The sequence below is a fragment of the Tropicimonas sp. IMCC34043 genome, from assembly GCF_003390845.1.
In the GTDB taxonomy this organism is placed as follows: Bacteria; Pseudomonadota; Alphaproteobacteria; order Rhodobacterales; family Rhodobacteraceae; genus Tropicimonas.
The window spans coordinates 1,993,190-2,019,569 of the sequence record NZ_QMEK01000001.1 but is presented as its reverse complement, the minus strand read 5'-3'; the positions used below and the strand labels follow the sequence as shown (position 1 = coordinate 2,019,569).

General features: G+C 66.7%; 27 protein-coding genes. 18 read left to right on the top strand and 9 right to left on the bottom strand.

All coding sequences use genetic code 11. The features are described from left to right. Positions 1-159: 159 nt before the first annotated feature. Positions 160-999 carry an EAL domain-containing protein gene (locus DQG17_RS09565; protein ID WP_116132458.1) on the bottom strand — a complete coding sequence of 280 codons (840 nt, stop codon included), beginning with the start codon at positions 997-999 and terminating at the stop codon, positions 160-162. 105 nt (positions 1,000-1,104) lie between these two features. Between DQG17_RS09565 and DQG17_RS09560 the strand changes: the two genes are divergently transcribed. Continuing rightward, positions 1,105-1,674, top strand: coding sequence for a DNA-3-methyladenine glycosylase I (locus DQG17_RS09560; protein WP_116132457.1), 570 nt, complete (start codon positions 1,105-1,107; stop codon positions 1,672-1,674). 12 nt (positions 1,675-1,686) lie between these two features. On the opposite strand, the gene DQG17_RS09555 is transcribed toward DQG17_RS09560, so the two are convergent. Both DQG17_RS09555 and DQG17_RS09550 read right to left on the bottom strand, forming a co-directional pair. Next, a complete protein-coding gene (locus tag DQG17_RS09555) occupies positions 1,687-2,391 on the bottom strand; it encodes a phytochelatin synthase family protein (protein WP_198666060.1) in 705 nt (234 codons plus the stop codon). A 75-nt stretch (positions 2,392-2,466) separates the two neighbouring features. Further along, a complete protein-coding gene (locus tag DQG17_RS09550; protein WP_116132669.1) occupies positions 2,467-3,024 on the bottom strand; it encodes a TlpA disulfide reductase family protein in 558 nt (185 codons plus the stop codon). Positions 3,025-3,046: 22 nt separating this feature from the next. On the opposite strand from DQG17_RS09550, the gene argH reads away from it, so the two are divergent. Together argH and DQG17_RS09540 are read left to right on the top strand one after the other, a co-directional pair. Then, positions 3,047-4,447 carry an argininosuccinate lyase gene (gene argH, locus DQG17_RS09545; RefSeq protein WP_116132455.1) on the top strand — a complete coding sequence of 467 codons (1,401 nt, stop codon included), beginning with the start codon at positions 3,047-3,049 and terminating at the stop codon, positions 4,445-4,447. A gap of 121 nt (positions 4,448-4,568) precedes the next feature. Beyond that, a complete protein-coding gene (locus DQG17_RS09540) occupies positions 4,569-4,772 on the top strand; it encodes a hypothetical protein (RefSeq protein WP_116132454.1) in 204 nt (67 codons plus the stop codon). A gap of 66 nt (positions 4,773-4,838) precedes the next feature. Here DQG17_RS09540 and DQG17_RS09535 read toward each other — a convergent pair whose 3' ends face one another. Next, positions 4,839-5,537 (bottom strand): lysophospholipid acyltransferase family protein, encoded by a 699-nt coding sequence (locus DQG17_RS09535; protein WP_157973565.1) that lies wholly within the window; start codon positions 5,535-5,537, stop codon positions 4,839-4,841. Positions 5,538-5,765: 228 nt separating this feature from the next. Between DQG17_RS09535 and lysA the strand changes: the two genes are divergently transcribed. Together lysA and DQG17_RS09525 are read left to right on the top strand one after the other, a co-directional pair. After that, positions 5,766-7,034 carry a diaminopimelate decarboxylase gene (lysA, locus tag DQG17_RS09530; protein ID WP_116132452.1) on the top strand — a complete coding sequence of 423 codons (1,269 nt, stop codon included), beginning with the start codon at positions 5,766-5,768 and terminating at the stop codon, positions 7,032-7,034. Positions 7,035-7,118: 84 nt separating this feature from the next. Continuing rightward, positions 7,119-9,674, top strand: coding sequence for a TIGR02302 family protein (locus DQG17_RS09525; protein WP_116132451.1), 2,556 nt, complete (start codon positions 7,119-7,121; stop codon positions 9,672-9,674). A gap of 123 nt (positions 9,675-9,797) precedes the next feature. Here DQG17_RS09525 and DQG17_RS09520 read toward each other — a convergent pair whose 3' ends face one another. Beyond that, the gene (locus DQG17_RS09520; RefSeq protein WP_116132450.1) at positions 9,798-10,523 is read right to left on the bottom strand and encodes a 1-acyl-sn-glycerol-3-phosphate acyltransferase; all 726 of its coding nucleotides are present in this window, start codon (positions 10,521-10,523) and stop codon (positions 9,798-9,800) included. A 200-nt stretch (positions 10,524-10,723) separates the two neighbouring features. Between DQG17_RS09520 and DQG17_RS09515 the strand changes: the two genes are divergently transcribed. From DQG17_RS09515 to DQG17_RS09485, 7 genes are all read left to right on the top strand, one after another. Beyond that, positions 10,724-11,362 (top strand): zinc-ribbon domain-containing protein, encoded by a 639-nt coding sequence (locus DQG17_RS09515; RefSeq protein ID WP_157973564.1) that lies wholly within the window; start codon positions 10,724-10,726, stop codon positions 11,360-11,362. Between the two features lie 121 nt (positions 11,363-11,483). After that, positions 11,484-12,443: an L-malyl-CoA/beta-methylmalyl-CoA lyase gene (locus tag DQG17_RS09510; protein ID WP_116132448.1), complete on the top strand. Its 960-nt coding sequence runs from the start codon at positions 11,484-11,486 to the stop codon at positions 12,441-12,443. A 125-nt stretch (positions 12,444-12,568) separates the two neighbouring features. Further along, the gene (locus tag DQG17_RS09505) at positions 12,569-13,528 is read left to right on the top strand and encodes an acetyl-CoA carboxylase carboxyltransferase subunit alpha (RefSeq protein WP_116132447.1); all 960 of its coding nucleotides are present in this window, start codon (positions 12,569-12,571) and stop codon (positions 13,526-13,528) included. Between the two features lie 197 nt (positions 13,529-13,725). After that, positions 13,726-14,730, top strand: a complete 1,005-nt coding sequence (gene dgcN / locus DQG17_RS09500; protein WP_116132446.1) for an N-acetyltransferase DgcN — start codon at positions 13,726-13,728, stop codon at positions 14,728-14,730. Between the two features lie 64 nt (positions 14,731-14,794). Further along, entirely contained in the window at positions 14,795-15,760 is a 966-nt protein-coding gene (gene dgcA / locus DQG17_RS09495) for an N-acetyl-D-Glu racemase DgcA (RefSeq protein WP_116132445.1), read from the top strand. Between the two features lie 72 nt (positions 15,761-15,832). Continuing rightward, entirely contained in the window at positions 15,833-16,429 is a 597-nt protein-coding gene (locus tag DQG17_RS09490) for a GDP-mannose pyrophosphatase (RefSeq protein WP_116132444.1), read from the top strand. 50 nt (positions 16,430-16,479) lie between these two features. After that, a complete protein-coding gene (locus DQG17_RS09485; RefSeq protein WP_116132443.1) occupies positions 16,480-17,340 on the top strand; it encodes a D-amino-acid transaminase in 861 nt (286 codons plus the stop codon). Positions 17,341-17,373: 33 nt separating this feature from the next. On the opposite strand, the gene DQG17_RS21840 is transcribed toward DQG17_RS09485, so the two are convergent. The 3 genes from DQG17_RS21840 to DQG17_RS09470 form a co-directional block, all read right to left on the bottom strand. After that, positions 17,374-18,414, bottom strand: coding sequence for a DUF5671 domain-containing protein (locus DQG17_RS21840; protein WP_198666059.1), 1,041 nt, complete (start codon positions 18,412-18,414; stop codon positions 17,374-17,376). A gap of 79 nt (positions 18,415-18,493) precedes the next feature. Then, positions 18,494-18,814 carry a DUF1244 domain-containing protein gene (locus tag DQG17_RS09475; RefSeq protein ID WP_116132668.1) on the bottom strand — a complete coding sequence of 107 codons (321 nt, stop codon included), beginning with the start codon at positions 18,812-18,814 and terminating at the stop codon, positions 18,494-18,496. Between the two features lie 41 nt (positions 18,815-18,855). After that, positions 18,856-19,599, bottom strand: coding sequence for an N-formylglutamate amidohydrolase (locus DQG17_RS09470; protein ID WP_116132442.1), 744 nt, complete (start codon positions 19,597-19,599; stop codon positions 18,856-18,858). A gap of 133 nt (positions 19,600-19,732) precedes the next feature. On the opposite strand from DQG17_RS09470, the gene pyk reads away from it, so the two are divergent. From pyk to rplT, 3 genes are all read left to right on the top strand, one after another. Then, entirely contained in the window at positions 19,733-21,181 is a 1,449-nt protein-coding gene (pyk, locus tag DQG17_RS09465) for a pyruvate kinase (protein WP_116132441.1), read from the top strand. Positions 21,182-21,359: 178 nt separating this feature from the next. After that, positions 21,360-21,560: a 50S ribosomal protein L35 gene (gene rpmI, locus DQG17_RS09460; RefSeq protein WP_116132440.1), complete on the top strand. Its 201-nt coding sequence runs from the start codon at positions 21,360-21,362 to the stop codon at positions 21,558-21,560. Positions 21,561-21,572: 12 nt separating this feature from the next. Next, on the top strand, positions 21,573-21,938 hold the full coding sequence (gene rplT, locus DQG17_RS09455) for a 50S ribosomal protein L20 (protein WP_116132439.1): 366 nt from the start codon (positions 21,573-21,575) through the stop codon (positions 21,936-21,938). A 108-nt stretch (positions 21,939-22,046) separates the two neighbouring features. Here rplT and DQG17_RS09450 read toward each other — a convergent pair whose 3' ends face one another. Then, positions 22,047-24,020, bottom strand: coding sequence for a hypothetical protein (locus tag DQG17_RS09450; RefSeq protein ID WP_116132438.1), 1,974 nt, complete (start codon positions 24,018-24,020; stop codon positions 22,047-22,049). 224 nt (positions 24,021-24,244) lie between these two features. Here DQG17_RS09450 and pheS point away from each other — a divergent pair, with 224 nt between their 5' ends. From pheS to DQG17_RS09440, 3 genes are all read left to right on the top strand, one after another. Then, positions 24,245-25,315 carry a phenylalanine--tRNA ligase subunit alpha gene (gene pheS, locus DQG17_RS09445; protein WP_116132437.1) on the top strand — a complete coding sequence of 357 codons (1,071 nt, stop codon included), beginning with the start codon at positions 24,245-24,247 and terminating at the stop codon, positions 25,313-25,315. Beyond that, a complete protein-coding gene (locus tag DQG17_RS21645; protein WP_157973563.1) occupies positions 25,312-25,746 on the top strand; it encodes a hypothetical protein in 435 nt (144 codons plus the stop codon). Before pheS ends, DQG17_RS21645 begins: the two co-directional genes overlap by 4 nt. A gap of 198 nt (positions 25,747-25,944) precedes the next feature. Beyond that, complete coding sequence (locus DQG17_RS09440; RefSeq protein WP_116132436.1) at positions 25,945-26,364, top strand: ASCH domain-containing protein; 420 nt, start codon at positions 25,945-25,947, stop codon at positions 26,362-26,364. The last annotated feature ends 16 nt before the right edge of the window (positions 26,365-26,380 follow it).

The following is a 26,380-nucleotide window of genomic DNA, read 5'->3' as shown; positions in this document are numbered from 1 at the left end:
ATGACTTGAGTTAGGGTGGCGCCCGTAAAGTCGCAACTGACAGGGTGTCCCACCCCGGAATTCAGGCTTGCCAACGCGGCGTTGCGGCGCGACATATCACGGCTTCGCGCTCCGGTTGCCTGCAAGGGGTCGGGGTTTCGTCGGTCGCGAAACGGGCGGTCAGCCGGCGAGACGCTGCGCTGTGGCAAGCCGCGGCTGCGGTGCCGGCCGGCCAAAGTGATAGCCCTGCAGGCAATCGATCCCAAGCTCGCCCAGCACTGCGGCCTCGGACGCGGTCTCGACCGATTCGGCGACCGTCAGGATGCCGAACTGCCGGCCGATCGAGACAAGCGCCGCGGCCAGGCAGCGGTTGTCGGAATTGGCATGGATGCCGCGAATGAACTCGCCCGCGATCTTGAGCATGTCGAACTCGAGCGTCCGCAAGTACCGGAAAGCGGTGTAGCCGGTGCCGAAATCGTCGAGCGAAAACCGGATGCCGCGGACCTTGAGCGTGGACATGAAGCGGGCGACGCGGTCGGGCATCAGGATCGCCGAGGATTCGGTGATTTCGATGATCAGCCGCCGGGCGGCGGAGGGGTCGCGCCGCAGCCCGCGGTCAAGCACCGCCATCCAGCGTGGGGCACCGATGGAACGGACCGAAAGGTTGACCGCCAGATGCAGGTCGGGCGAGCGTGCGAGCGTGCGCAGCCCGATCGACAGCGCCAGGCAGTCGAGGGTGGTGCCGGCCTCGGTGCCCTCGCACGCCTCGATGAAGTCGGCGGCGGGAATGGTGCGGCCATCGTCGTCGATCAGCCGAATCAGACCCTCGAAAAACGCGACCCGTTCGGGCTGCCGGGCATCGACCACCGGTTGAAAGGCAAGCGTGACGCGCCCGCGTTCCAGCGCCCGGCGCACCCGATCCGGCACGGGGCTGTCCCCGATGTCGCGCGTTGTGAGCGCCTGGGTCGGCGCGCCGGCGAAGGTCCGGGGTTCGTACGGGGAGGGACTAACCGCTGCCATGATCGACTCCACTGTTTACTCGCGGCCCCTTTTTGGAGAACAAGTGCTGAATCTCTGGTAAATATTCTCACTTTGTTCGATGTTTGATCCAAAACTGGGTGCGAGATGAATGAACGCTGTGGCTGGGTCGGGGTTGAGCCGATCTATATCGACTATCACGATCACGAATGGGGCGTGCCCGAGCGCGATCCCCGGGCGCTGTGGGAAAAGCTTGTGCTGGACGGGTTCCAGGCCGGGCTGTCGTGGATCACGATCCTGAAAAAGCGCGAGAATTTCCGTTCGGCCTTTGCCGGGTTCGAGCCCGAGATCATCGCCGGCTGGGGCGAGGCCGAGGTTGCCCGCCTGCTGACAGATACCGGCATCGTGCGCCACCGCGGCAAGATCGAGGCGACGATCGGCAATGCCCGGGCCTATCTGGAGATCGAGGCGCAAGAAGGATTCGCGGCCTTCCTGTGGGACAGGATCGATGGCGTGCCGATCCAGAATCACTGGCCGAGCCTTGCAGAGGCCCCGGCGGAGACGGACCTCGCGCGGCAGATCTCGAAGGACCTGAAAAAGCGGGGCTTCAAGTTCTGCGGGCCGACGATCACCTATGCCTTCATGCAGGCGGTCGGCATGGTCAACGACCATATCGTGACCTGCCCGCGCCATGCCGAGATCGCCGCGATGGGCTGAACCGACGCCGGCTCAGCGCGTGACCACAAGATAGCCGCGGGTTCGGTTTTCATTGTCGGAATCGGGGGTGTTCATGGCGTCGAACAACGCTGCGGCCTCGACCCAGACCGGCGGATACTTATAGCGCGAGACATCGAGGATCAGGAACCTGTCCGTTTCGCCGTCGTAGGCGGCGAGCGGCGAGATATGGCCGCCCTTCTCCTGCCCGATACCGGAGCGGAGGTAGTTCACCAGAACAAAGCTCGTGTCGTCGGCGATGCTGGCCTTCGCGGTCTGGCGAAAGTCCTCGAGGGTCGCGTCCCCGGCATGATGCACCTCGGCCGCCACGCCATGGGCGGCGAACATGCCGCCCAGCTCGTCCAGCGTCATCCCGCCACGCTCAACCGCTGCGCGCGGCTTGACTGTCTCGGTCTCCGGCGTGAACACGTTGTCCTGGTCGAACATGCCAAGGCCGAGCGTCATCGGCGAGGCCGGACGCGGCACGTCGAGGGCGTTCAGGACCATGGCGATCGAGGCGGGGCCACAGAAGGCGGGATTGACCTGGGTGGTGAAGTGGATCGACAGCGGGAAGAAATCGCCGCGCGCCTCGGCGTCGATCAACAGCGCCTCGCCCGGCGCCGTGTCGAGCGCAATCAGGCTTTGCGGCAGCGGCAGGGTATCGGCAAGGGCGGGCAGGGCGGCAACGGCAGCAATGAGGCCGATCACAAGGTGGCGCAAGACGATCTCCCCTTCAGGCACGATGTCCCGGTCAGGGTCTCATAGGGGTGGCGTCAGGGCAAGATTCGTTCCCGCTCAGTCGCCCGCGGCCAGTGCCTGCAGGATCGCGATGGCGCTGTCGCTGTTCCAGTCGGCATCGCCGCGCAGGCGCGCGACCTCGTTGCCCTCGGGGTCGACAATCACCGTGATCGGCAGGCCGAAGATGGCCATCTGCCGGGCCAGCGCCTGGTTCGGGTCGCGCAACTGGGGCAGGTTGTCGACGCCGATTTCCTCGAAGAACTTCGCAATCCCGGTGACCGAATTCCTGCCTGTGGCGATGGTCACGACGCGAACGGGCTCTCCGTCAAACGCGGTCTGAAGGGCGGAAAGCGTCGGCATCTCCTGTCGGCAGGGCGCGCACCATGTGGCCCAGAAGTTGACCACCAGCCATTCGCCGCGGAAATCCGACAGGCGGTGTGTCCGGTCTGCCTCGTCAAGCAACTCGCCGTCGGGGATCGGCTGCATTTCGCTGTGGAATTCGAGCTTCTTCATCGCGCCGTCGCGCAGCGCCGCGATGTCGTCTGTCCCCGCGAGGGCGGGGTTTGCCAACAGCCCGAGCGCCGTATAGACCACCCCGGCCAGCAGATGCTTCATTCCGACCTTCAGGGCCAAAGCCATGACCGATGCCTCCGAACAGACAGCCAACCAGATGTGGGGCGGGCGCTTCGCCTCCGGGCCTGATGCGATCATGGAGGCGATCAACGCCTCCATCGGGTTCGACCGCAGGCTGGCCCGGCAGGATATCGAGGGTTCCCGCGCCCATGCCGCCATGCTGGCGGCCACGGGCATCCTCAGCGATAGCGATGTGGCGGCGATCCGGGAAGGCCTGCTCACGGTCTTGTCAGAGATCGAGGCCGGAAGCTTCGAGTTTTCGACCGCACTCGAAGACATTCACATGAATGTCGAGGCCCGCCTGAAGGCGTTGATCGGAGAACCCGCCGGGCGGCTGCACACGGCGCGCTCGCGCAACGACCAGGTGGCGACCGACTTCCGGCTGTGGGTGCGCGAGCAATGCGATGCCGCGGTCTCCGGGCTGCAGGCGCTGCAACGGGCACTGCTGGCGCAGGCCGCGGCGGGGGCGGATTGGGTGATGCCGGGATTCACCCATCTGCAGACCGCGCAACCGGTGACCTGGGGGCATCACATGATGGCCTATGTCGAGATGCTGGGCCGCGACGCGGGGCGGTTTGCCGATGCGCGCGCGCGGATGAACGAATGCCCGCTGGGTGCCGCGGCACTGGCCGGCACCTCGTTTCCCATCGACCGCCACATGACGGCCGCCGCCCTCGGCTTTGACCGGCCAATGGCCAATTCGCTCGATGCGGTCAGCGACCGCGACTTCGCGCTCGAATTCCTCGCCGCCGCCTCGATCTGTGCGATGCACCTGTCGCGCCTGGCCGAGGAACTGGTCATCTGGTCCTCGGCCCAGTTTCGGTTCGTGGTGCTGTCCGACCGATTCTCGACCGGCTCCTCGATCATGCCGCAAAAGAAGAACCCCGATGCCGCCGAACTGATCCGCGCCAAGATCGGCCGCGTGGTGGGTGCCAATGTCGCGCTGCTGACGGTGATGAAGGGGCTGCCGCTGGCCTATTCCAAGGACATGCAGGAGGACAAGGAGCAGGTCTTCGACGCCGCCGACACGCTGATGCTGGCGCTGGCGGCGATGACCGGCATGGTCAGCGACATGAACGCCAATCGCCCGGCGCTGGAGGCCGCGGCGGCCAGCGGGTTTTCGACCGCAACCGACCTTGCCGACTGGCTGGTCCGCGCGCTTGGCCTGCCGTTCCGCGAGGCGCATCATGTCACCGGCAGTCTTGTCGCCATGGCCGAGGCCCACGGCTGCGATCTGCCCGACCTGAGCCTTGAACAGATGCAGTCGGTCCATGCCGGCATCACGGCCGAGGTCTTTGGCGTGCTCGGCGTCTACAATTCGGTATCGAGCCGCACATCCTTCGGCGGCACGGCGCCCGATCAGGTCCGGGCGCGGATTGCCGACTGGGCCGACCGTCTGGCATGATGCGGCCTGCGGGCGGCCTCGGGGCAAGAAGGAACGGGGATATCGCGGCAGGCGCGTGCATGGTCAGTGCGCGGCTTCGCGGGTATTCCGGGATCAACAGGAACGGTGCGAGGCTGTTGCGATGACACGAACGATTTCCCTGCTTTGCGGTCTGTCGCTTCTGGCGCTGCTCGCCGGCTGCGGCGCTGACGGCCCGCCAAAGGCGCCACCGCCGAAGAAGGAGCCGGTCCAGCTGGGCAGCAGCGGGCTACAGATGTCGATCTCGGGAAGCGTCGGCGCTGGCGTCGTCGGCGGGTCGAGCAGCGGATCGGTCCAGGTCAACTGACGCGGTCCGCATGACCGGGATGCGCGTTCGGCGTGCGGTTGCCGTCGATACCCCGGTTCGGAGGCCTCAGTTGATCTGTTCGGCGTGGCCGCACATGCGGTCTGCCTCGCGGGTCAGCGCATCGAGGTCGGCCTGCAACCGGCCGCGCAGCATCTCGCGCGTGTCCTCGTCGAGCCGCTTCGGGACCACCTCCTGCCACCGCCGATACAGGATGACGCCGCGACCGCCGGGACGGGGCAGCGCGAGCTTGTCCCAGGACCCGAGCAGGCGATAGCGTTCGACCGAAAAGGTGAACAGCCAGATCGGGCAGCCGGTCAGCCGCGCCCAATCGACCGGGACCGATTTGGCAATCCGGGCCGGGCCTTCCGGGCCGTCGATGGCAAAGCCCATCGACTTGCCCTCCTTCGCCATGCGCGCGACCTGCAGCGATGTCGCGGTGTTCGACTTGCGGTCGCGCATCGGCAGGGTGTCCATGCCAAAGCACTGCATCACCCGCCCCACCATCCGCCCCGGCCGGGCCGAGGACGTCACGATGCAGATCGGCCCCCAGGCCGGATCCCAGCCCTTGGGCGCCAGCGCCAGCCGGCCATGCCAAAGCGCCATGATGACCGGCTGGCCGCCCCGCACCTCGGCGATCAGCTCGTCGTCGCCATGGATGGTCCATTCGGTGCGGGCATGCAGCCGTCGCAGGTACCAGGTGATCAGATTGGCGGCGGCGCCGGTGACGGCCGGGCTGTCGGCCAGCGCCTCGAGCCGCCTTTGCATGGATTTTCTGAATGCCGACATCGTCTTGGGGCAGCCTGTTCCGGGGTCATTTCGTGGCCGGGGGATCGCCCCGGTCCCGTGTTGTGAAGCATCTCGGCGCCGCTCTCGCAAGTCCGTGGCGTGCCGCACCCGGTTTTTCCTGTGATCCGATGCAGGGATGGCGCCGATTGCACGCGGTCGGGCGTCTGCTATGACGGCGTTCTGGACGAAGCCAAGGGGAGAGCCCGCATGGACCATTTCCTGTATCGCGACGGCGTGTTGCACGCCGAGGACGTGCCGGTCCCCGCAATCGCGGCTGCCGTCGGCACGCCGTTCTATTGCTATTCGACGGCGACGCTGACCCGGCATTTCCGGCTGTTCGACGAGGCGCTGGCGGGGCTTGACCATCTGGTCTGCTTCGCGGTGAAGGCCAATTCCAATCTGGCAGTGCTGCGCACGCTGGGCCAGCTTGGCGCCGGCATGGATGTGGTGTCGGGCGGCGAACTGGCGCGCGCCCTTGCGGCCGGCGTTCCCGGTGCGCGCATCGTCTTTTCCGGCGTCGGCAAGACGGCGCCCGAGATGCGCGCAGCGCTCGCGGCCGGCATCCGGCAGTTCAACGTCGAAAGCGAGCCCGAGCTTGAAGTACTGAGCGCGCTTGCCGCGTCGATGGGGGTGACCGCGCCGGTGGCGATTCGCGTCAACCCCGATGTCGATGCGCATACCCACGCCAAGATCGCCACCGGCAAATCCGAGAACAAGTTCGGCATCCCGATTGCGCGCGCTCGGCAGGTTTACGCCCATGCCGCCGCCCTGCCCGGAATCGAGGTGGTGGGGATCGATGTCCACATCGGCTCGCAACTGACCGAGCTGCAGCCCTTCGAACAGGCCTATACCAAGCTGGCGGAACTGACCGCGGTGCTGCGCGCCGATGGCCACAGCATCCGCCGGCTCGACCTCGGCGGCGGTCTCGGCATTCCCTATACCCGGGCCAACACGGCGCCGCCGCTGCCCGCCGATTATGGCGCGATGGTCGCGCGGGTGCTCGGCGGTCTCGACGTCGAGGTGGAAATCGAACCGGGCCGTCTGATCGCCGGAAATGCAGGAATTCTGGTGACTTCGGTGATCTATCTAAAGTCGGGAGAGGGCCGGGATTTCCTGATCGTCGATGCCGCGATGAACGATCTGATCCGGCCCTCGATGTATGACGCCCATCACGACATCGTCGCCGTGACCGAACCCGCGCCCGGGATCGAACAGGCGCCCTTCGACATCGTGGGCCCGGTTTGCGAGACCGGCGATACCTTTGCCCGCGGCCGCGCCATGCCGCCGCTTGCCCCCGCCGATCTGGTGGCCTTCCGGTCGGCCGGCGCCTATGGCGCTGTCATGTCGTCCGAATACAACTCCCGCCCGCTGATTCCCGAGGTTCTGGTCAGCGGGGATCAATTCGCTGTCATCCGGGAAAGGCCGAGCTTGGAGGAAATGCTGCAGCGCGATAACATTCCCGGGTGGCTGGAGTGAGCATTCCGTGATTTGCTTCTCTCGTCCGCCCGCCGCCGGCACAACCGGGGGCAATCCGAACGACGGACCGCCGAAAGGAGCAGCATGGAGTCGGACGACGTCCGCACCCGCAGTCTGAGCCACTTGCGTCGTCCCCTGCGCCTGACCCGCGCAGGCATGGTGGCCGAGCGGTTGACGATCTGCTTCTGGCAGGTCTGGTCGCTGCTGTTCACCGTCGCCGCCGTGCTGATGTTCGGCCTGCACGAGAAGGCCCCGATCGAGGTGGTCTGGGTCGGCGGTCTTGCCATTGCGGCGGCGCTGATCGCGTTTCTGATCGACGGCATCCGCCGGTTCCGCTGGCCCAGCCGGGCCGAGGCGGTGGCGCGGCTTGACGCGACACTGCCCGGCCGGCCGCTGCAGGCCTTGCAGGATCGGCAAGCCATCGGCGCGGGCGACGAACAATCGGCCGCGGTCTGGGCCGCGCACCTGCAGCGCATGGCCGCCCGGACCGAAGGCGCGGGCCGGGTCCCGCCCGATCTGCGGCTGTCGCGCCGCGACCCCTATGCGCTGCGCTATGTGGCGCTTGTCGCGCTGGTGATGGCGGGGCTCTTCGGGTCCTTCCTGAAGATTGCCGAGGCGCCGGGGGCGATGATCCCGGGCCAGAACCAGCTGGCCGCTGGCGGTCCGGCCTGGGAAGGCTGGATCGAACCCCCGGCCTATACCGGCAAGCCGACGCTTTATCTCAACGACATCGCCGCCGGCCGGCTGGAAATCCCCGAAGGCAGCCGTGTTGCGCTGCGGCTCTATGGCGAGGTCGGCGCGCTCAGCGTCGACGAGACGGTGTCGGGGCGCAGCGGCGACGCGGTCGGACCCGCCACCTCGGCGAGCCAGGAATTCGACGTCACCCGCGATGGCCGGCTGGCAATCCATGGCCCCGGCGGGCGCGAATGGCAGGTCGAGCTGCGCGACGACCTGCCGCCCGCGATCGCGCCCCAGGGCGAGGTCCGGCGCGAGCCGAACGGGCGGATGACCCAGGCCTTTCATGCAACCGACGATTTCGGCGTCGTTGCGGCGCGCGCGCGGATCGCGCTCGATCTCGATGCGGTGGCGCGCCGCTACGGGCTGCAGGCCGACCCCGATCCGCGCGAGCCGCTCGTGATCGACCTGCCGATGACGATCAGCGGCGACCGCAAGGATTTCACCGAGGCGCTGGTCGAGGATTTCTCGAAGAACCCCTGGGTCGGGCTGCCGGTGACGCTGACGCTGACGGCCGAGGATGCGCTTGGCCAGTCCGGGCAATCGGCGCCGCTGAACATGCTGCTGCCCGGCCGGCGGTTTTTCGATCCGCTCGCCGCAGCCCTGATCGAACAACGCCGCGACCTGCTTTGGGCGCGGGCGAACGGCACCCAGGTGGCGCAGATCCTGCGCGCGCTGACCCACCGGCCGGACGATATCCTGCGCGACGGTTCGGCCTATCTGCCGCTCCGGGTCGCGATGCGGCGGCTCGAGGCCGGCGCGGCGGCGCCGGGCGGGCTCGCCCCCGAGGTGCAGGACGAGGTTGCCGAGGCGCTGTGGCAGGTAGCACTGCAGATCGAGGAGGGCGATCTCAGCGATGCCCTGTCGCGCCTGCGCCGCGCCCAGGACCGGCTGGCCGAGGCGATCGAGAACGGCGCCACCGACGAGGAAATCGCCCAGTTGATGGACGAGCTGCGTCAGGCCATGCAGGACTACATGCGCCAGCTTGCCGAACAGCAGGACCCGAACGCCCAGCCGCAGATGTCCGAGAACGCCCAGGTGATGACCGGCGACCAGTTGCAGCAACTGCTCGACCGGTTGCAGCAGCTGATGGAGGAAGGCCGCACCGCCGAGGCCATGGCGCTGCTGCAACAGCTGATGCAGATGATGGAGAACATGCAGGTCGTCCAGGGTCAGGGCGGGCAGGGCGGCCAGGGCCCCGGCGAGCAGGCGATGGACGATCTCGCCGAGACCCTGCGCGACCAGCAACAGCTGTCGGACGAGGCCTTCGACGATCTGCAGGACCAGTTCGATCCCGGCCGCGGCCAGCCGGGGCAAGAGGGTCAGCAAGGCGATGGCCAGCAGGGTCAGGGCCAGCAACAGGGTCAGGGCCAGCAGGGCGTGGACAGCGGCGGCGGCGGGACCGGCCCGGGGCGACTCGCCGACCGGCAGGGCGCGCTCGGCCAACGGCTCGAAGATCTGCAGCGCAACCTGCCGGGCGCGGGCTCCGAACCCGGCGAGGCGGCGCGCCGCGCGCTCGACGAGGCGGGCCGCGCCATGGACCGCGCCGAAGAGGCGCTGCGGGGCGAGGATCTCGCCGGCGCAATCGACGAGCAGTCCCGCGCCATGGAGGCGATGCGCGACGGGATCCGCAATCTCGGACAGGCGCTGGCAGACCAGCAGCGCCCGGGCCAGGCCGGCGAAGGCCGCCAGACCGGGGACGCCAACAGCCCGATGGGCCGCGACCCGCTCGGCCGGCAATCGGGCGCCCGCGGCAGCCTTGGCACCGAGGAACAGCTGCTGCAGGGCGACGATGTCTATCGCCGGGCCCGCGATCTGCTGGACGAGATCCGCCGCCGCTCGGGCGAGCGCGAGCGCCCCGAACCCGAACTCGATTACCTGCGCCGCCTGCTCGACCGATTCTGATCCGCGCCACCGCAGCCACGGAACGCCCGGTCCTTCTTCTTGGAAAAAATACCTGATCGTGCGGCCTGCCACGCTGCAGGACGCCGCCCTGCGTTTGACCGCCCCGGGGTCTCGCAGGGGCCGCTAGCGCGGGCCGTCGAACCCCGCCTCCGCCATCAGCCGGTTCGAGGCGGCCTCGACCTCCTGCTCCAGCCGCCTCATGAAGACATCGCTCGACAGGCCGGGCGGGATCGGCGGCAGGAACTCCACCACCGCCAGCCCCGGCTTGCGGCGCACGCCGATCCGCGGCCAGAACACGCCGACATTGGTTGCCGCCGGCACGCAGCCCTGCCCGAGTTCGGAATAGAGGATCCCGGTCCCGACCTTGTAGGGCAGCCGTGCCCCCGGCGCGACCCGTGTGCCCTGGGGATAGATGATCAACTGCCCCGGCGTGGCCCGCCCCGCCGCCACCCCGGCCTTCATCTGGGCGATGGCCAGGGTCCGCTTGCCGCGATTCACCGGCACGCAGCCGATCCAATAGGCGTACCAGCCGACGATCGGCACCCACTTCAGCTCGGCCTTCATGATGAACTTGGGGCGCGGCACTTCCGAGATGATCAGGATGATATCGAAGAAGGACTGGTGTTTGGCGGCGATCAGGCATTCGCCCTGCGGCGGCTCGCCCCGCACCTCGGATCGCAGGCCGACCATCCACGACGCGGTCCAGCGCACCCAGCGGCAAAAGGCATGGACCGCGACAAAGGCAACCTGCCGCCGGATCAGCACCGCCGGGGTGAACACCAGCGCCATAAGCGCCATCATCAGATACATCTGGCCCACAAAGACCAGCGACCGCAGATATTGCAGCATTCCGTCCCGCCCTGACTGACTGCCGATGCCCTGTTGGCCGCTTCCTTCTGCCCGAGGCCCGGCCGCGATGCAACGGTGCGGGCCATGTGATCGCGGCGTTGCGGGCTTTGAGTTTTCCGGGGCGCGTTGCTACAAGCAGGCAACGACAGGTGCAGACGGACCCGGGCGGATATCCGGGCCGGAAGAAGGCGGGAGAGAACATGCGGCTGATCTGTCCCAATTGCGGTGCCCAGTATCAGGTGGGCGACGGCGCCATCCCGGCCCATGGCCGCAACGTGCTGTGTTCAAGCTGCGGCTATCGCTGGTTCCACGCCCATCCCGAAACGCTCGTCGCGCCGGCCCCGCAGCCGGTTCCGGCCGCGGCAGCGTCGATCCGCGTCGGTGCCGACGACGATGACGACTATGACGAGGACGACGCGTTTGTCCCGCCGGTGCCGCCGCGGCGGCGCACGGACGAAAGCGTGCTCGCCGTGCTGCGCGAGGAAGCCGCCCGCGAGGAGGCCGCCCGGCTGGCCGAGAGCGCTGCACGCGGCGATGCGGCGGCATGGACCTCTGACAGGCGGCCACCGGTGCAGACGTGGTCTTCCGGCGCTGAAGGCGTCCAGGCCGCCGCATCGGTCGCACCCCCCCGGCGCCGCTTCCGGCTCGGCTTTGTTCTGGCGCTCGCGTTCTTTGCGGCGCTTGCCGGGATCTATCTGCAGAACCGCCAGATCGCGGCGGCATTTCCGGCCGCGGCGCCCGGTGTCAGCGCCTATGTCACGCAGGTCGACGACCTGCGGCTCTGGCTCGACCGGGTGGTGTCGGCCGTCCGTGGCGAGGCATCGGACGCGGGGGAGTAACCCTGCGCCAATCCTTCGCTGCGGCGCGATGCTGCAACTGCGGAATCTCTGCTTGCCAGAGTTCGGGTAATTATCTACCCAAGTTGCGATCTGAATTGAAATATCATTGCCGGAGTGTGATATGAGCTTTCGCATACAGCCCGCCGCGCCTGCGCGCCCCAACCGTTGCCAGCTGTTCGGCCCGGGCTCGCGCCCCGCGATCTTCGAGAAGATGGCCGGCAGCGCCGCCGACGTCATCAACCTCGATCTCGAGGACAGCGTCGCGCCGGACGACAAGGCAGACGCCCGCAAGAACATCATCCAGGCGATCGGCGACATCGACTGGGGCACCAAGACCCTCAGCGTGCGAATCAACGGGCTCGATACGCCGTTCTGGTATCGCGATGTGGTGGATCTGCTGGAGCAGGCCGGCGACCGGCTGGACCAGATCATGATCCCCAAGGCGGGCTGTGCGGCCGACATCTATGCGGTCGATGCGCTGGTGACGGCGGTCGAGCGCGCCAAGGGGCGGACAAAACCGATCAGCCTCGAGGTCATCATCGAGACCGCCGCCGGCATCGCCCATGTCGAGGAGATCGCGGCCAGCTCGCCCCGTCTGCAGGCCATGAGCCTCGGTGCCGCCGATTTTGCCGCATCCATGGGCATGCAGACCACCGGCATCGGTGGCACCCAGGAGAATTACTATATGGTGCGCGAGGGCCAGAAATACTGGCCCGATCCCTGGCACTGGGCGCAGGCCGCCATCGTCGCGGCCTGCCGCACCCATGGGATTTTGCCGGTCGACGGGCCGTTCGGCGATTTCTCGGACGACGACGGTTTCGTCGCCCAGGCAAGACGCTCGGCGACGCTCGGCATGGTTGGCAAATGGGCGATCCATCCCAAGCAGGTGACGCTTGCCAACGAGGTCTTCACGCCCTCGGCCGAGGCCGTGGCCGAAGCGAAGGAAATCCTTGCTGCAATGGAGAAGGCCAAGGCGGAAGGTGCCGGTGCGACGGTCTACAAGGGCCGGCTGGTCGACATCGCCTCGATCAAGCAGGCCGAGGTCGTGGTCAAGCAGGCAGCCCTGATCGCCGGGGGCTGAACGGCGCCGGACGCGCGGGGCGGCACCGCGGTTTGCCCGCCGCGCGCCCGTTGCCGGCAGCACCGCCCGAGTTGCAAATCGTCCGCCCCGCGCGCATATGGGGGCGAGCAGATAGGGAGCCCCCGATGAACTACCTCGAATTCGAAAAGCCCCTGGCCGAGATCGAAGGCAAGGCCGAGGAACTCAGGGCCATGGGCCGGTCGAACGAGGCGATGGACGTGGGTCCCGAGGCTCTGGCACTGGACCGCAAGGCGGCGACGCTGCTGACCGACATCTATGCAAAGCTGACGCCCTGGCAGAAGTGCCAGGTTGCGCGCCATCCCGACCGGCCGCACTGCAAGGATTACATCGAACAGCTGTTCACCGACTACACGCCGCTGGCGGGCGACCGCAATTTTGCCGACGATCATGCGGTCATGGGGGGGATGGCGCGGTTCCACGACCGCCCCGTGATGGTGATCGGCCACGAGAAGGGCCACGACACCAATTCCCGCATCGAACGCAATTTCGGCATGGCGCGCCCCGAGGGCTATCGCAAGGCGATCCGGCTGATGGATCTGGCCGATCGGTTCAACCTGCCCGTGGTGACGCTGGTCGACACGCCCGGCGCCTTCCCCGGCAAGGGCGCCGAGGAACGTGGCCAGTCCGAAGCCATTGCGCGCTCGACGCAGAAATGCCTGACCATCGGCGTTCCGCTGGTGTCGGTCATCATCGGCGAGGGCGGATCGGGTGGCGCGGTTGCCTTTGCCACCGCCAACCGGCTGGCGATGCTGGAACATTCGATCTATTCGGTGATCTCGCCCGAGGGCTGCGCGTCGATCCTGTGGAAGGACGCCGAGAAGATGCGCGAGGCGGCCGAGGCGCTGCGGCTGACCGCCCAGGACCTGAGAGAACTCGGGGTTGCCGATCAGGTGATTGCCGAACCGGTGGGCGGGGCGCACCGCCATCGCGACACGGTGATCCCGGCTGTGGGCGAAGCGATTGCGCAGATGCTGGTCGAGCTGGCGGGGCTTGACCGGGCCGCCCTGATTTCGGACAGGCGGCGCAAATATCTCGCAATCGGCAGCAAGGGACTGGCTGCCTGACCGGCGCCGACTCTGTCCCGAGATTCGGCATTTTCTTCGGTCGTATGGGGCGTGCACCTTGGGCAAATCGGAATAGAGTTCTAGTTATCTGGCATGGTGTCGTAAATTTCACCGCCTCTGCGGCGATAGGTCAGGGATTTTGACAGTTCTTCCGCGAAAGCCTGTGCTAATTTCCGACCGAAGCAGGAGTTTGTGCCATGATCGACACCCCGTATCTTTTGTTCCTCGGCGATGCGCCCGACCAGCTTGCCGCCAAGGTGGCTCAGGGCATCAAGGACTGGCGTCCCGATGCCGCTGTCGGCCAGTTCCGGATGGAGGGCTGCAAGGCCGATATGGGCCTGCCCGACATGACGCTGGAAGAGGCGAAGGCCGCCGGCGCGAAGACGCTGGTGATCGGCGTCGCCAACCGTGGCGGCATCATCTCGCCCGCCTGGAAACATGTTCTGACCGAGGCCCTGCTGGCCGGGTTCGATCTGGCCTCGGGGCTGCACAACCTGTTGCGCGACGAGCCCGAACTCGTGGAGGTTGCCAAGGCCGAGGGGCGCGTCCTGCATGACGTGCGGATCCCGTCGGTCAAATACCCGATCGCCAACGGTGTGAAGCGGACCGGCAAGCGCTGTCTTGCGGTCGGCACCGATTGCTCGGTCGGCAAGATGTATACAGCCCTTGCCATGGACGCCGAGATGCAGGCCCGCGGCATGAAATCGAGCTTCCGTGCCACCGGCCAGACCGGGATCCTGATCACCGGCGACGGTGTGCCGCTCGATGCCGTGATCGCCGACTTCATGGCCGGCGCGATCGAATGGCTGACGCCTGACAACGATCCCGACCACTGGGACCTGATCGAGGGGCAGGGCAGCCTGTTTCACGCCTCGTATTCCGGTGTCACCATGGCGCTCGTCCATGGCGGGCAGCCCGATGCGCTGATCCTGTGTCACGAACCGACCCGGGCGCATATGCGCGGTCTGCCGGATTACACGCTGCCGAGCCTTGAGGAGCTGCGCGACCTGTCGTTGACGCTGGCCCGCCGGGTCAACCCGGATGTTGTCGTCACCGGGATCTCGGTCAACACCCAGCATCTGAGCGAGGACGAGGCCACGGCCTATCTGGCCGAGGTCGAGGCCCGCATGGGTCTGCCGGCGGTCGATCCGTTCCGCCATGGGGCGGCGCGTCTGGTGGATGCGTTGCAGGCGATCGGCTGACCGGGGCGCGGGTTGTCGGCTCGGACTCAGGTATTTGAACCAAGAAGAAGGGGCGGGACGCGCCATGGATCTGATCGTTTCGGCCGATGTCTTCAGGCTGGCCCAGGCTTTCACCATCTCGCGCGGTTCGCGCACCGAGGCGCGGGTGCTGACCGTCTCGATCACCGAGGACGGTCTGATGGGCTGGGGCGAATGCGTGCCCTATGCCCGCTATGGCGAGACGCTGGAAAGCGTGGCGGCGGAGATCGAGGGTCTGCCCGCGGCGTTTACCCGCGAGGAATTGCAGGGGCTGCTGCCGGCCGGGGCTGCGCGAAATGCGGTCGACTGCGCGATGTGGGATCTGGAAGCCAAGCGCGCGGGCAAGCCTGTCTGGCAGCTTGCCGGGCTGGCGGCACCGGGCCCGGTGATCACGGCCTATACGCTGTCGCTCGACAGTCCCGAGGCGATGCGCGCCTCGGCGGCGCAGAATGCCCATCGCCCGCTTTTGAAGATCAAGCTCGGTACGCCCGACGACATGCCGCGGCTGGAAGCGGTGCGCGCCGGCGCGCCGGGCGCGAAAATCATCGTCGATGCCAACGAGGGCTGGTCGGCCGAGGTTTATGCCGATCTGGCGCCGCATCTGCTGCGCCTTGGCGTCACCATGGTCGAACAGCCGGTTCCCGCGGGCGAGGACGGGGTGCTGGCGGGGCTCGACCGGCCGGTGCCCTTGTGCGCCGACGAAAGCGTGCATGACCGCGCAACGCTGCCAGCGCTTGCCGGCAAGTACGACCTGATCAACGTCAAGCTCGACAAGACCGGCGGGCTGACCGAAGCGCTGGCGCTGAAGGCCGCGGCAGAAGCGGCGGGGTTCGGGATCATGGTGGGCTGCATGGTGGGAAGCTCGCTTGCCATGGCGCCTGCGGTGCTGTTGGCGCAGGGTGCGGCCGTCGTGGACCTTGACGGGCCGCTGCTGCTGGCCGAAGACCGCGCCACGCCGCTGGTCTATGATGCCGAAGGCGTGCATCCGCCGCAGTCGGCACTTTGGGGCTGATCCGGGGCTGAGGGAAACGGCGCCGCGCGGGGAAGTCCCGGACGCGGGCAGGCAGGGCGAAGAGGCTGGATCATGGGCATTGCCGAAAGGCTGAAGGTTCTGGAACGCACCGTCCTGTCCGACGACTGGGCGACGCTGACCAAGTACAGATTGCTCTGGCGGCGCCGCGACGGGCGGGAGCAGGAGCTGATCCGCCAGGCCTATGACCGCGGCAATGGCGCGGCGATCCTGCCCTATGATCCGGTCCGGCGCACCGTCCTGCTGACGCGCCAGTTCCGTCTGCCGGTGTTCCTGGACGGCCATGACGACCTGCTGACCGAAGCGGCGGCCGGGTTGCTGGATGCGGCCAGTCCCGCCGAGCGGATCCGCGAGGAGGCCGAGGAAGAACTTGGCCTGCGGCTCGGCGAGGCGAGGCAGGTCTTTGACATCTTCATGTCGCCGGGATCGGTGACCGAACGGCTGTATTTCTTCGTTGCCCGCTATGATGCGGCCGACCGCGTGTCGGCGGGGGGCGGGCTTGTCGCCGAGGGCGAGGACATCGAGGTCCTGGAACTCGACTTCGACGAGGCGATGGCGCAGCTGGCCGACGGCCGGATTTGCGACGCGAAGACCGTCATCCTGTTGCAATATGCGGCGCTGCATCTGTTTACCGCCGCCAAGGCGCCCTGACCGCGCCACCCGACCGAAACCCGATTTGATCCCTACGAGGAGAAACGCCAGTGTCCCGCATCGTCTATGTCAACGGAGAGTACCTGCCCGAAGAGCAGGCGACTGTCTCGATCTTCGACCGGGGGTTCCTGTTTGCCGATGCCGTCTATGAGGTGACGAGCGTGCTTGGTGGCAAGCTGCTGGACTTCGATGGCCACGCCCGGCGGCTGGCACGGTCGCTGAGCGAGCTTGGCATGACCCCGCCGCCCGAGATGGAGGATCTGCTGACGATCCATCGCGAACTGGTGGCGAGAAACGACATCGTCGATGGCTTGATCTATCTGCAGGTCTCGCGCGGCTCGGCCGGCGACCGGGATTTCCATTTCCCCCCCGCCGACACCCGCCCGACCGTGGTGCTGTTCACCCAGTCGAAGCCGGGCCTTGCCGACAGCCCGACCGCGAAGGTCGGAATCTCGGTCATCTCGGTCGAGGACATCCGCTGGGGCCGGCGCGACATCAAGACGGTGCAGCTGCTGTACCCCTCGATGGCGAAGATGATGGCCGAGAAGGCGGGTGCGGACGACGCCTGGCTGGTCGAGGACGGCAAGGTGACGGAAGGCTCGTCGAACAACACCTATATCGTCAAGGACGGCAAGATCATCACCCGCGAACTGAGCAAGGACATCCTGCACGGGATCACCCGCGCCGCGGTGCTGCGCTTTGCCGAAGAGGCGCAGATGGTGGTCGAGGAACGCGCCTTCACGATCGACGAGGCAAAGGCCGCCGACGAGGCCTTTTTCACCTCGGCCTCGGCCTTCGTGATGCCGGTGGTCAAGGTCGACGGCGAGACCGTCGGCACCGGCAAGCCGGGGCCTGTCGCGGTGCGTTTGCGCGAGATCTATCTGGAGGAAAGCCGCAAGACGGCGATCTGACATTCCGGCCGGGCGGCCCCCAGAATGGGCCGCCTATGGCCGATAGCTTGCGTGGATGCAGCCGGTCTCGGTATCGAAGTCTGGCGGGGCAAGGTCTGCGACCCAGGCCGCATCCTCGAAATCGCCGCAGACCTGATAGGCCGAGGCGGACAATCGTTTGTAACGATAGGGCGCATTGCTGAAGGGATCGGCGAACCGCACGTCCCACTGGCAGTCCGGGTCGATCCCGAGGGTCTCGGGCAGGGTCCCGCCATGGGTCTGGGCGACGCAGTTGGCATAGACCGAGAACGTCGCCAGGTCGCGGATTCGCGCCTCGTCGCGCCGTTCGATACGGCCCTTGCCGGGGCCGCCCGTCGCAACAAGCCCCAGGATCGCCAGCGGTACCACCAGCAACGCCAGCGCCGCCGGGGCGCGCAGCGAGGTGCCGGGTGCGGGCGTGTCGCGCATCTCGGCCCGCAGAGGCAGCAGAACGAGCCCCGCGGTCACGGCGACAAGCGCGGCCTTGGCGGCGAAACGCGCCGTCAGATCGCCGTTCAGCAAAGCATAGATCACATAGAGCAGATCGCTGAGCAGCACGATTGCGGCGACAAACAGCGTCGCATTGCCAATCCATTTGCGGATCGGCGCGCGGCGGCGGCCGGGGGCTGTGGCGAGTGCGCGGTTGGCGCGGTGTCCAAGCCAGAGGTAGAGCGGGAAGAAAACGATCAGCGCCGAGACCGACCAGCGGATGGTCCGGGTTCCGGCGCGCAATGGAAGCTCTGCCGTTGCCGGCAGCGCCCGGTCGATCAGGGCAAAGCCAAGGCTCAGCACATTGGCGGCCGTCATCGCCAGCGCGACGAGTATCAGCGCCTGCAACAGCGCCTCGCCGGCCGACAGAAGCGGCCGCGGTCGCGGAACCGGCTGCGGGATGCCATCGCCGGCGGGCCATGCCGCGGGCAGCCAGGCATCGAGCGCTTCGGCAATCTCGTCGCCGGTCCATCCGGCCCGGGTCAGCGCCTGCGCAATCTCGTCGCGCTCGCGCCCGGCGGCCAGTGCCTCGGCGACGAAGGCTGCAAGCCGGTCGGATGGGCGCATCGCGGACCTCGTCTTTTGGGGCTGTCGCAACGATAGCGGGTTTGAGGCAACGGGCAAAGGGCAGCGGAGCGGGGCGGGCTCAGCCCTTGTCGCGCGGACCCACGTTCTCGGCAAAGGACGTGTCGAACGCGGCCTTTTGCTCGGGGCTGGCCTCGGTCTGGTTCTGCGCCTTCCAGGCCATATAGGGCATGCCATAGAACGCCTCGCGCGCCTCTGGCTCTGTCATCTCGATGCCGCGCTCGGTTGCGGCCTCGGCGTACCAGCGCGACAGGCAATTGCGGCAAAATCCGGCCAGATTCATCAGGTCGATGTTCTGGACGTCCTTGCGATCCTCCATCAGGTGCTGGCGCAACCGGCGGAAGGCGGCGGCTTCAAGCTCGGTGCGGGTCTGGTCGTCCATCGCGGTCTCCTTGTCGGCCTCCTTGTCTGCGGGGGCGTGGGTCACAGGTGGGTGTCCGCAAGGGCCGCCGCAAGCATCGGTGCCAGCCGTCGGCCCCAGTCCTGCTGGGCGGCGACATCGGCGATCAGATCCTGGCGCAGTTCGATCAGCACATGGGGCCGGCGCGGTTGCAGCGCATGGCGGTCGATGGTGTCGCCGGGCAGGTGACCGGCATAGGGTTCGTTGTCGCCGACGCAGAGGTCGGCCTCGGCCCGCAGCCGCGCGATCAGTGCCAGCGCCAGCGCGTTGTGCGGCGGTGAATGCAGCACGCCCACCTGCCAGGGCCGGGGCGGCCGGCCGCGCAGCTGCGGCGTGAAACTGTGCACCGCGACCAGCACCGTATCGCGCCGAGACGCGGCGAGGCGGCCAAGTTCGGCGTGATAGGGGCGATAGCACAGCGCAAGCCGGCGTTCGACCTCGTCGGCGCCGCCGCGGCGGTTGCCGGGAATGATCGTGCCGTCGTAGAGTTGCATGAACAGCGTCGGATCGTCCTCGCCACGGTTCGGATCGATGACGAGGCGCGAGAAGTTCGAGCTGATCAGAGGCGCCTGCAGCGCATCAGCCAGCGCATGTGCGACCCCGACGGCCCCCGGATCATAGGCGATGTGGCGCGCCATTTCCTGCTGCGGCAGGCCAAGGCTGCCACCGCCCACCTGGGGTGGAACGGTGTTGGTCGCGTGGTCACAGGCAATCAGCCAACGAGAGTCGCGCGCCTCTCCGGTTATATGGAATGCGTGGTATGTCATTGTGACGGGTTGTTTTTCCGTTCCAGATGTAATGGTTTGCGAAGCGAAGCGCCATAGCGATCCGGGGTGGTGTTTTGACAGGTTTACCGCTAACAGATCGTCCGGACGCAGCACCAGAGCGAAGGGGTGTCCCATGAGACGGATGCGCAATGTCAAGATCGTCGCGACCTTGGGTCCGGCTTCGGACAAGTACGAAACGATCAGGAAGATGTTCGAGATCGGGGTGGACGTGTTCCGTCTGAACATGAGCCATGGCAGCCACGACGAGATCCGCGAGCGCCATCAGATCATCCGCCAGATCGAGCAGGAGCTTGGCCGGCCGATCGCGATCCTTGCCGACTTGCAGGGACCGAAGCTGCGGGTCGGGGTGTTTGCCGGCGACTCGGAGGAACTTGTCGAGGGCGCGGCCTTCCGTTTCGACCTCGACCCGACCGAGGGCAGTTCGAGCCGGGTCTGCCTGCCCCACAAGGAGATCTTTACCGCCCTTGAACCGGGCGCGACGCTCCTGGTCAACGATGGCAAGATCCGCCTGAAGGTCGAGAAATGCGGCGAGGATTTCGCCGATTGCTCGGTTGTCGTCGGCGGCACGATCTCGAACCGCAAGGGCGTGAACGTGCCCGACGTCGTGCTGCCGGTCGCGGCTCTGAGCGAAAAGGACCGCGCCGATCTGGAGTTCGTCTGCGAACTGGGGGTCGACTGGCTGGCGCTGTCCTTCGTGCAGCGCCCCGAGGACGTGCTGGAGGCCAAGGAACTGGCCTCTGGCCGCGCTGCGGTGCTGGCCAAGATCGAGAAACCCGCGGCGGTCGAAGCCTATGACGCGATCCTCGCGGTTGCCGACGGGATCATGGTTGCGCGTGGCGATCTGGGCGTCGAACTGCCGGTGCAGGCGGTGCCACCGATCCAGAAACGCCTGATCCGCGGCGCACGTGCCGCAGCAAAGCCGGTGATCGTGGCGACGCAGATGCTCGAATCGATGATCGAAAGCCCGGTGCCGACCCGCGCCGAGGTTTCCGACGTCGCGACAGCGATTTACGAGGGCGCCGATGCGGTGATGCTCAGCGCCGAATCTGCGGCCGGTCAGTATCCGCTGGAAGCGGTGCGCACCATGAACGCCGTCGCCGAAGAGGTCGAGCGTGACCCGGTCTATCGCGAGGTCATCGAAAGCTCGCGCAGCGTCGTCCGGGTTTCGACCGCTGACAGTATCGTGTCGGCTGCGCGCGAGATTGCCGAGAACATCGGTGTCAAGGCGATCTGCTGCTTCACCCATTCCGGCACCACCGCCGCCAAGACCGCGCGGGAACGGCCGCGGGTGCCGATCATCGCGCTGACGCCGTTCACCAATACCGCCCGCAGGCTGTGCCTCTACTGGGGCGTCAACTGCTTCATCTCGGCGGGCGATGTCAGCCGGTTCAAGATGGCAGTGGTCAGTGCGGCACGGGCGGCGCGGATCGGTCAGTTCGCCGAATCCGAAGACAACGTGATCGTGGTGGCGGGGGTGCCCTTCAACATCCCCGGGTCCACGAACATACTGCGCGTCGCACCCTGCGACGAGCGGCTGATCTTCAACACCGACCCGGAATAGGGTCGTCGAAACAAGGTGCGATCCGTCGCACCAGAGGCCGCCGCATTGCCGGCGGCCTTTGTTTTCCGCTTGATCCTGTGGCGCATTGGCCCTATGGACCCGGCTTCTACCGTCGCGGCGGGCCGAAAGTGGCATGCCTGCCGGGGCGAAACGACCTATCCGATCGAAGGAGTGGCAAATGCCCAAGATGAAGACGAAGTCCGGCGCCAAGAAGCGATTCAGCCTCACGGCGACCGGCAAGATCAAGACCGCCCAGGCCGGCAAGCGGCACGGCATGATCAAGCGCAGCACGAAGTTCATTCGCAATGCGCGCGGTACCACGATTCTTTCAGAACCGGATACCAAGATCGTCAAAAAATACATGCCCTACGCACGCTGAGGAGACCGAAAAATGTCCCGAGTCAAAGGCGGTACCGTTACCCACGCCCGACACAAGAAGGTTCTTAAGGCTGCGAAGGGCTATTATGGCGCCCGCTCGCGGAACTTCCGGACCGCAACCCAGGCCGTCGACAAGGCCAACCAGTACGCGACCCGCGACCGCAAGGCGCGCAAGGGTCAGTTCCGCGCATTGTGGATCCAGCGGATCAACGCCGCTGTCCGCGCCCATGACGAGGCGCTGACCTATTCGCGGTTCATCAACGGCCTTCTGAAGGCCGGCATCGAGGTCGACCGCAAGGTTCTGGCCGATCTTGCAGTGCATGAACCCGATGCCTTCAACAGCATCGTCGACAAGGCCAAGGCTGCGCTGGCCGCCTGATCGCGCCAAGCCGACAACCCAAAGAAACCAGGGCCGTGGGAGTTTTCCCGCGGCCCTTGGCGTTTTCGGGTCCGTGTTGGAGAGCATTTGCGGGCAGTGGGCCCGATCTCAGCCGGCACCGACGGTGATGGTGATCGTGCCGGTGTCGCCCGAGAGCCCGTCAAACAGGGTATAGCCGATCCGCACGTTGCCCGAGAAATCCGCCCGCGGGGTATAGATCCAGCTCGCGCCGTCGCGCTGCAGGCGACCCTCCGGGGGCGCCGCAACAATCGCGAAACACCCCGATCCTGCGGTATTTTCGAGTATCTCACCCGAAATCCGCACCGGCTGGCCGGGGCTGGTCTGCAGGGTCAGGTCCAGCGCTTTTGCAGGCGCCCGCGCCACTTCCGCGAAACGGCCTTGCGAGAGGGTAAAGAACGAGCCTGCATTCACGACCTTGCGCCCATAGCTGCGCACCATATAGACCGCGCCCGCGACCGGGGCAGGATCGACGAAACGGGTGCCCGCAACCGGCGTGCCGCCATCGATCGCCACGAAGGGCCCCGCGGCGTTGCCCGCGCGATAGATGCGCGCCCCGAGCACGTCGCTTGCGACGGGCGGCGTCCAGGACAGCGCGACACCCTCGGGCACGGCCTCGGCCGACAGGCGCCGGACCGGTGACAGCGGAAAGGCATGCAGCGTCGGATCGCCAAGCAGGTTCGCCCAGATCGGATTGCGGAACAGATACTGGCCGGTCGGCAGGTACTCCATCGTCAATTCCGGGCGCAGCATCGGATCGCCGTTGTTGGCAGTACGCAGTTGGCTGACCCCGACCGGGGCGCCAAACGCCAGTGGATGCAGCCGCCAGGCAGGCCGCGCCCCCCAGGCGACGGTCAGCGGATACCAGGGCTGTGCCAGCATCGCGACCATGGCGTTGTTCGGGCGGTCGATCTTTTGCTTGCCGCTGCCGAAGTTGATCGTGAACACCGCCTTGTTGGCATAGTCGGTCGCATAATTGGCGCCGTTCCAGTCGCCGAAATCCACCCCCATCAGCCAGGGATGTTGCTCGCCCACGTCGTGGTGCCCGCCCTCTACCAGGTTCCTGTCGCCGACGACATTGCGCAGACCCGCGATCTCGACCGCCAGGTGCTTGGTCTTGCCATAGGCCTGACGCAGGTCGCCCAGTAGCGCGTTGCGCCAGTGGTGGTCCTTGTCGAGATAGGCGGCTATCCGGACGATGTCTGCCTGCGGGTCGTTCGGGCTGAGGGACGAAAAGTCGATCCGCCCGACCATCATCTCGATATCGCCGCTCGGGATGGTGCTGGGGGTCAGCCTGCCGTTTCCGTCGTCGGGCCAGTCAAGCTCCATCTCGGCATAGAACAGGTCGGTCGCGTGGGGTTCGGGGTCGTGGCCGTCGGGGGCGACGTTTCCGCTGCGCACCAGTGGCACCTGGCCGACAAGGATCAGGGCAAAGTTTGTCTCGGGGGCGGCGTCGTATTGCTCGGAGATCCAGGCCTTGAGCTCGCGGGCGCGCGCGAGCGTTGCAACCGGATCCCCCGGGATCCCTCGCGGGGTCCGGTGCCGCAGCACCTGCCAGCCATCGCCGGTCAGGTCGAGCGCAAGCCGGTCGAGCTGCGGCGCCAGCGGGTCCGTGATCTCGTCGTCGACCACCAGCAGGGCGGTGCCACGGACCTCGGGGGCGGGGATATTGACGCCGGCGGTCCAATAGCCGGAATCGACCAGCGTGCCCTTCCTCGCATCGAAGCGCTGCACCTGATACTCATAGGCGACGCCGGGGCGCACCGACCTGTCGTCATAGCTCATCACAGACCGCAGCATTGGCGATACGGGGCGCCAGCTGGCGTGCCGGGTCTCGCCCAGTTCGCGGCGGCTTACAGTGATTGCGCCGACACGGGGCGGTTTTGCCCCGGCCCACGACAGGTGAACGGCGCTGCCATCGGGCTCGATCCTGCCAGTGACGGTCAGGTCGCCGAAGGCCGAAGCCGAGACGCCCATGGCGAGCCAGAGCAGCAGGGCTGTGGCAAGCCAGAGCGCGGTCTGATCGGCCTTGTGGATGGATCCCGTCGCGCGTGATCGGTGCATGGGCTGGGGTCCTGTCGGTTTGCCGGTCGGGCCAGCATAGGTGCCGCGATGACCGGAGGTCAATGCGGGCGCTGCCGCTGATTCTGCTGATGCGCCGAGGGCGGCGGGGCGGGTTCCGCCCGGGCTTCCCCTGACGGCGTCTTGCCTTCAGGGCGCCATGTGATAGGCCCTCTGCCATTCGAACGCAACCGCGGCCCGGTGCCGCCGCAGGACGGGAGCCAGCTATGGAAGAGCTGAGGCACAAGTACATCGCCGCCATCGCCGCGGCCGCGGACGAGGTGGCGATCGAGTCGCTGCGCGTCCAGGCCGTGGGCAAGAAGGGCGAGATCAGTCTGCGCATGCGCGAGCTGGGCAAGATGAGCCCGGAGGAGCGTCAGACCGCCGGTCCGGCGCTGAATGCGCTGAAGGACGAGATCAACTCGGCGCTTGCGGCGCGAAAGGCCTCGCTTGCCGATGTCGCGCTGGAAGAACGGCTGCGCGCCGAATGGCTCGACGTCACGCTGCCCGGCCGGCCGGTCCGCCGCGGCACCGTGCACCCGGTCAGCCAGGTCACCGACGAGGTCACTGCGATCTTCGCCGACATGGGCTTTGCCGTCGCCGAAGGCCCGCAGATCGAGACCGACTGGCACAATTTCGACGCGCTCAACATCCCCGGCCACCACCCGGCGCGGGCCGAGATGGACACGTTCTACCTGGCCCGGCCGCAGGGCGCGAACCGCCCGCCGCATGTGCTGCGCACCCATACCTCGCCGGTGCAGATCCGCTCGATGCTGAGCGAAGGCGCGCCCTTGCGCATCATCTGCCCGGGCCGCGTCTATCGCTCGGATTACGACCAGACCCACACGCCGATGTTCCATCAGGTCGAGGGACTGGCGCTTGACCGCGACATCACCATGGCGAACCTGAAATGGGTGCTGGAGGAGTTCTTCTCGGCCTATTTCGGCACCAAGGTGAAGACCCGGTTCCGCGCCAGCCACTTCCCCTTCACCGAACCCTCGGCCGAGGTCGACATCCAGTGTTCCTGGCAGGGCGGCACCGTCAAGGTGGGCGAGGGCGACGACTGGCTGGAGGTTCTGGGCTCGGGCATGGTGCACCCCAAGGTGCTGGCCGCCGGCAATATCGACCCGAACGAATGGCAGGGCTTTGCCTTCGGCATGGGCATCGACCGGATCGCGATGCTGAAATACGGCATCCCCGATTTGCGGGCGTTCTTCGACAGCGACCTGAGGTGGCTCAGGCACTACGGCTTCGCGGCGCTCGATGTGCCGACGGTGCATGGTGGGTTGAGTAAGTGAGCTATTCGCTGAAGTTGGAGCGCGCAATCCTGCAAACTTGTTTGGATTGGCGCTTTGATCCTGAATCAGCGCGCTACGATGGCGGGATTTTTGAACCCCCCGAAAGTCTATCCGATTTCTCTAAGTTCTTGCGGCCGATTTCTACCGACAAGCATCAGCAATGGGACTACCTGCGGCAGCACCTCGAACATGCAGTTGAGCAAGGATGGTTGTCCAAAATAGAACAGCCAACGTCTCGCGAATACTTCAACGCGAAGATTACTGGCGAGGGGCAAGGCCGGCTTGATTGGCATGAGTCCAGAACAATCTTGAATAGAGCGACTCGGACACTTGCGGCGGCATTCAGAACCTTGTTCAATTCTGTGTTAGTGCGGGTCGCAGCAATTCTTGTCGCATTGATGTTTATCTATCTCGGTTTGAATAAAGGATAGCGCCCGCAGTAGGGGTAGGTCGGGTGCAGTCCATGTGACTATTTCGGGAGAACACGGCGGCGACAAATCGAGTCTGTATCCCCACGACTCGCAGACCCCGACATTTTGCGGAATTCCCCCTCGGTCCACAATGCGCGAGGCATCGAAGACCTTTGGGGCCGGGCGCCCCTGCGGGTAGAGGGGTAGGGGGAGAGGACAATGACCGACGATCCGACGATGCGCTATCCGGGGGCCGAGAGCTTCACCTTCGGCGACAGCCGGGCGCTCTGCGACCGGCTGCTGGCGCTGGTGCGGACGGGACAGAAGACCGCGACCTGCGGGGCCTTGCGCGACTATACCGAAGGCGGCGAGGCGCTGCCCGAGCCGGGGCGGCGCGACATCGCGCTCGACTGGGACGGGCGGCCGGCGCTGGTGATCGAGACCGTCAGCGTCGAGATCGTGCGGTTCTGCGATGTCGGCGCCGATTTTGCCCTGGCCGAGGGCGAGGACGACAGCCTTGCGGGATGGCAGGCGGGGCACCAAGCTTACTTCACCCGCAACGGCGGATTCGACCCCGCGATGGATCTGGTCTGCGAGCGGTTCCGGATGGTCGAGGATCTGGCCGCGGCCGGGGTCTGAGGCCCGCCACCCCTTC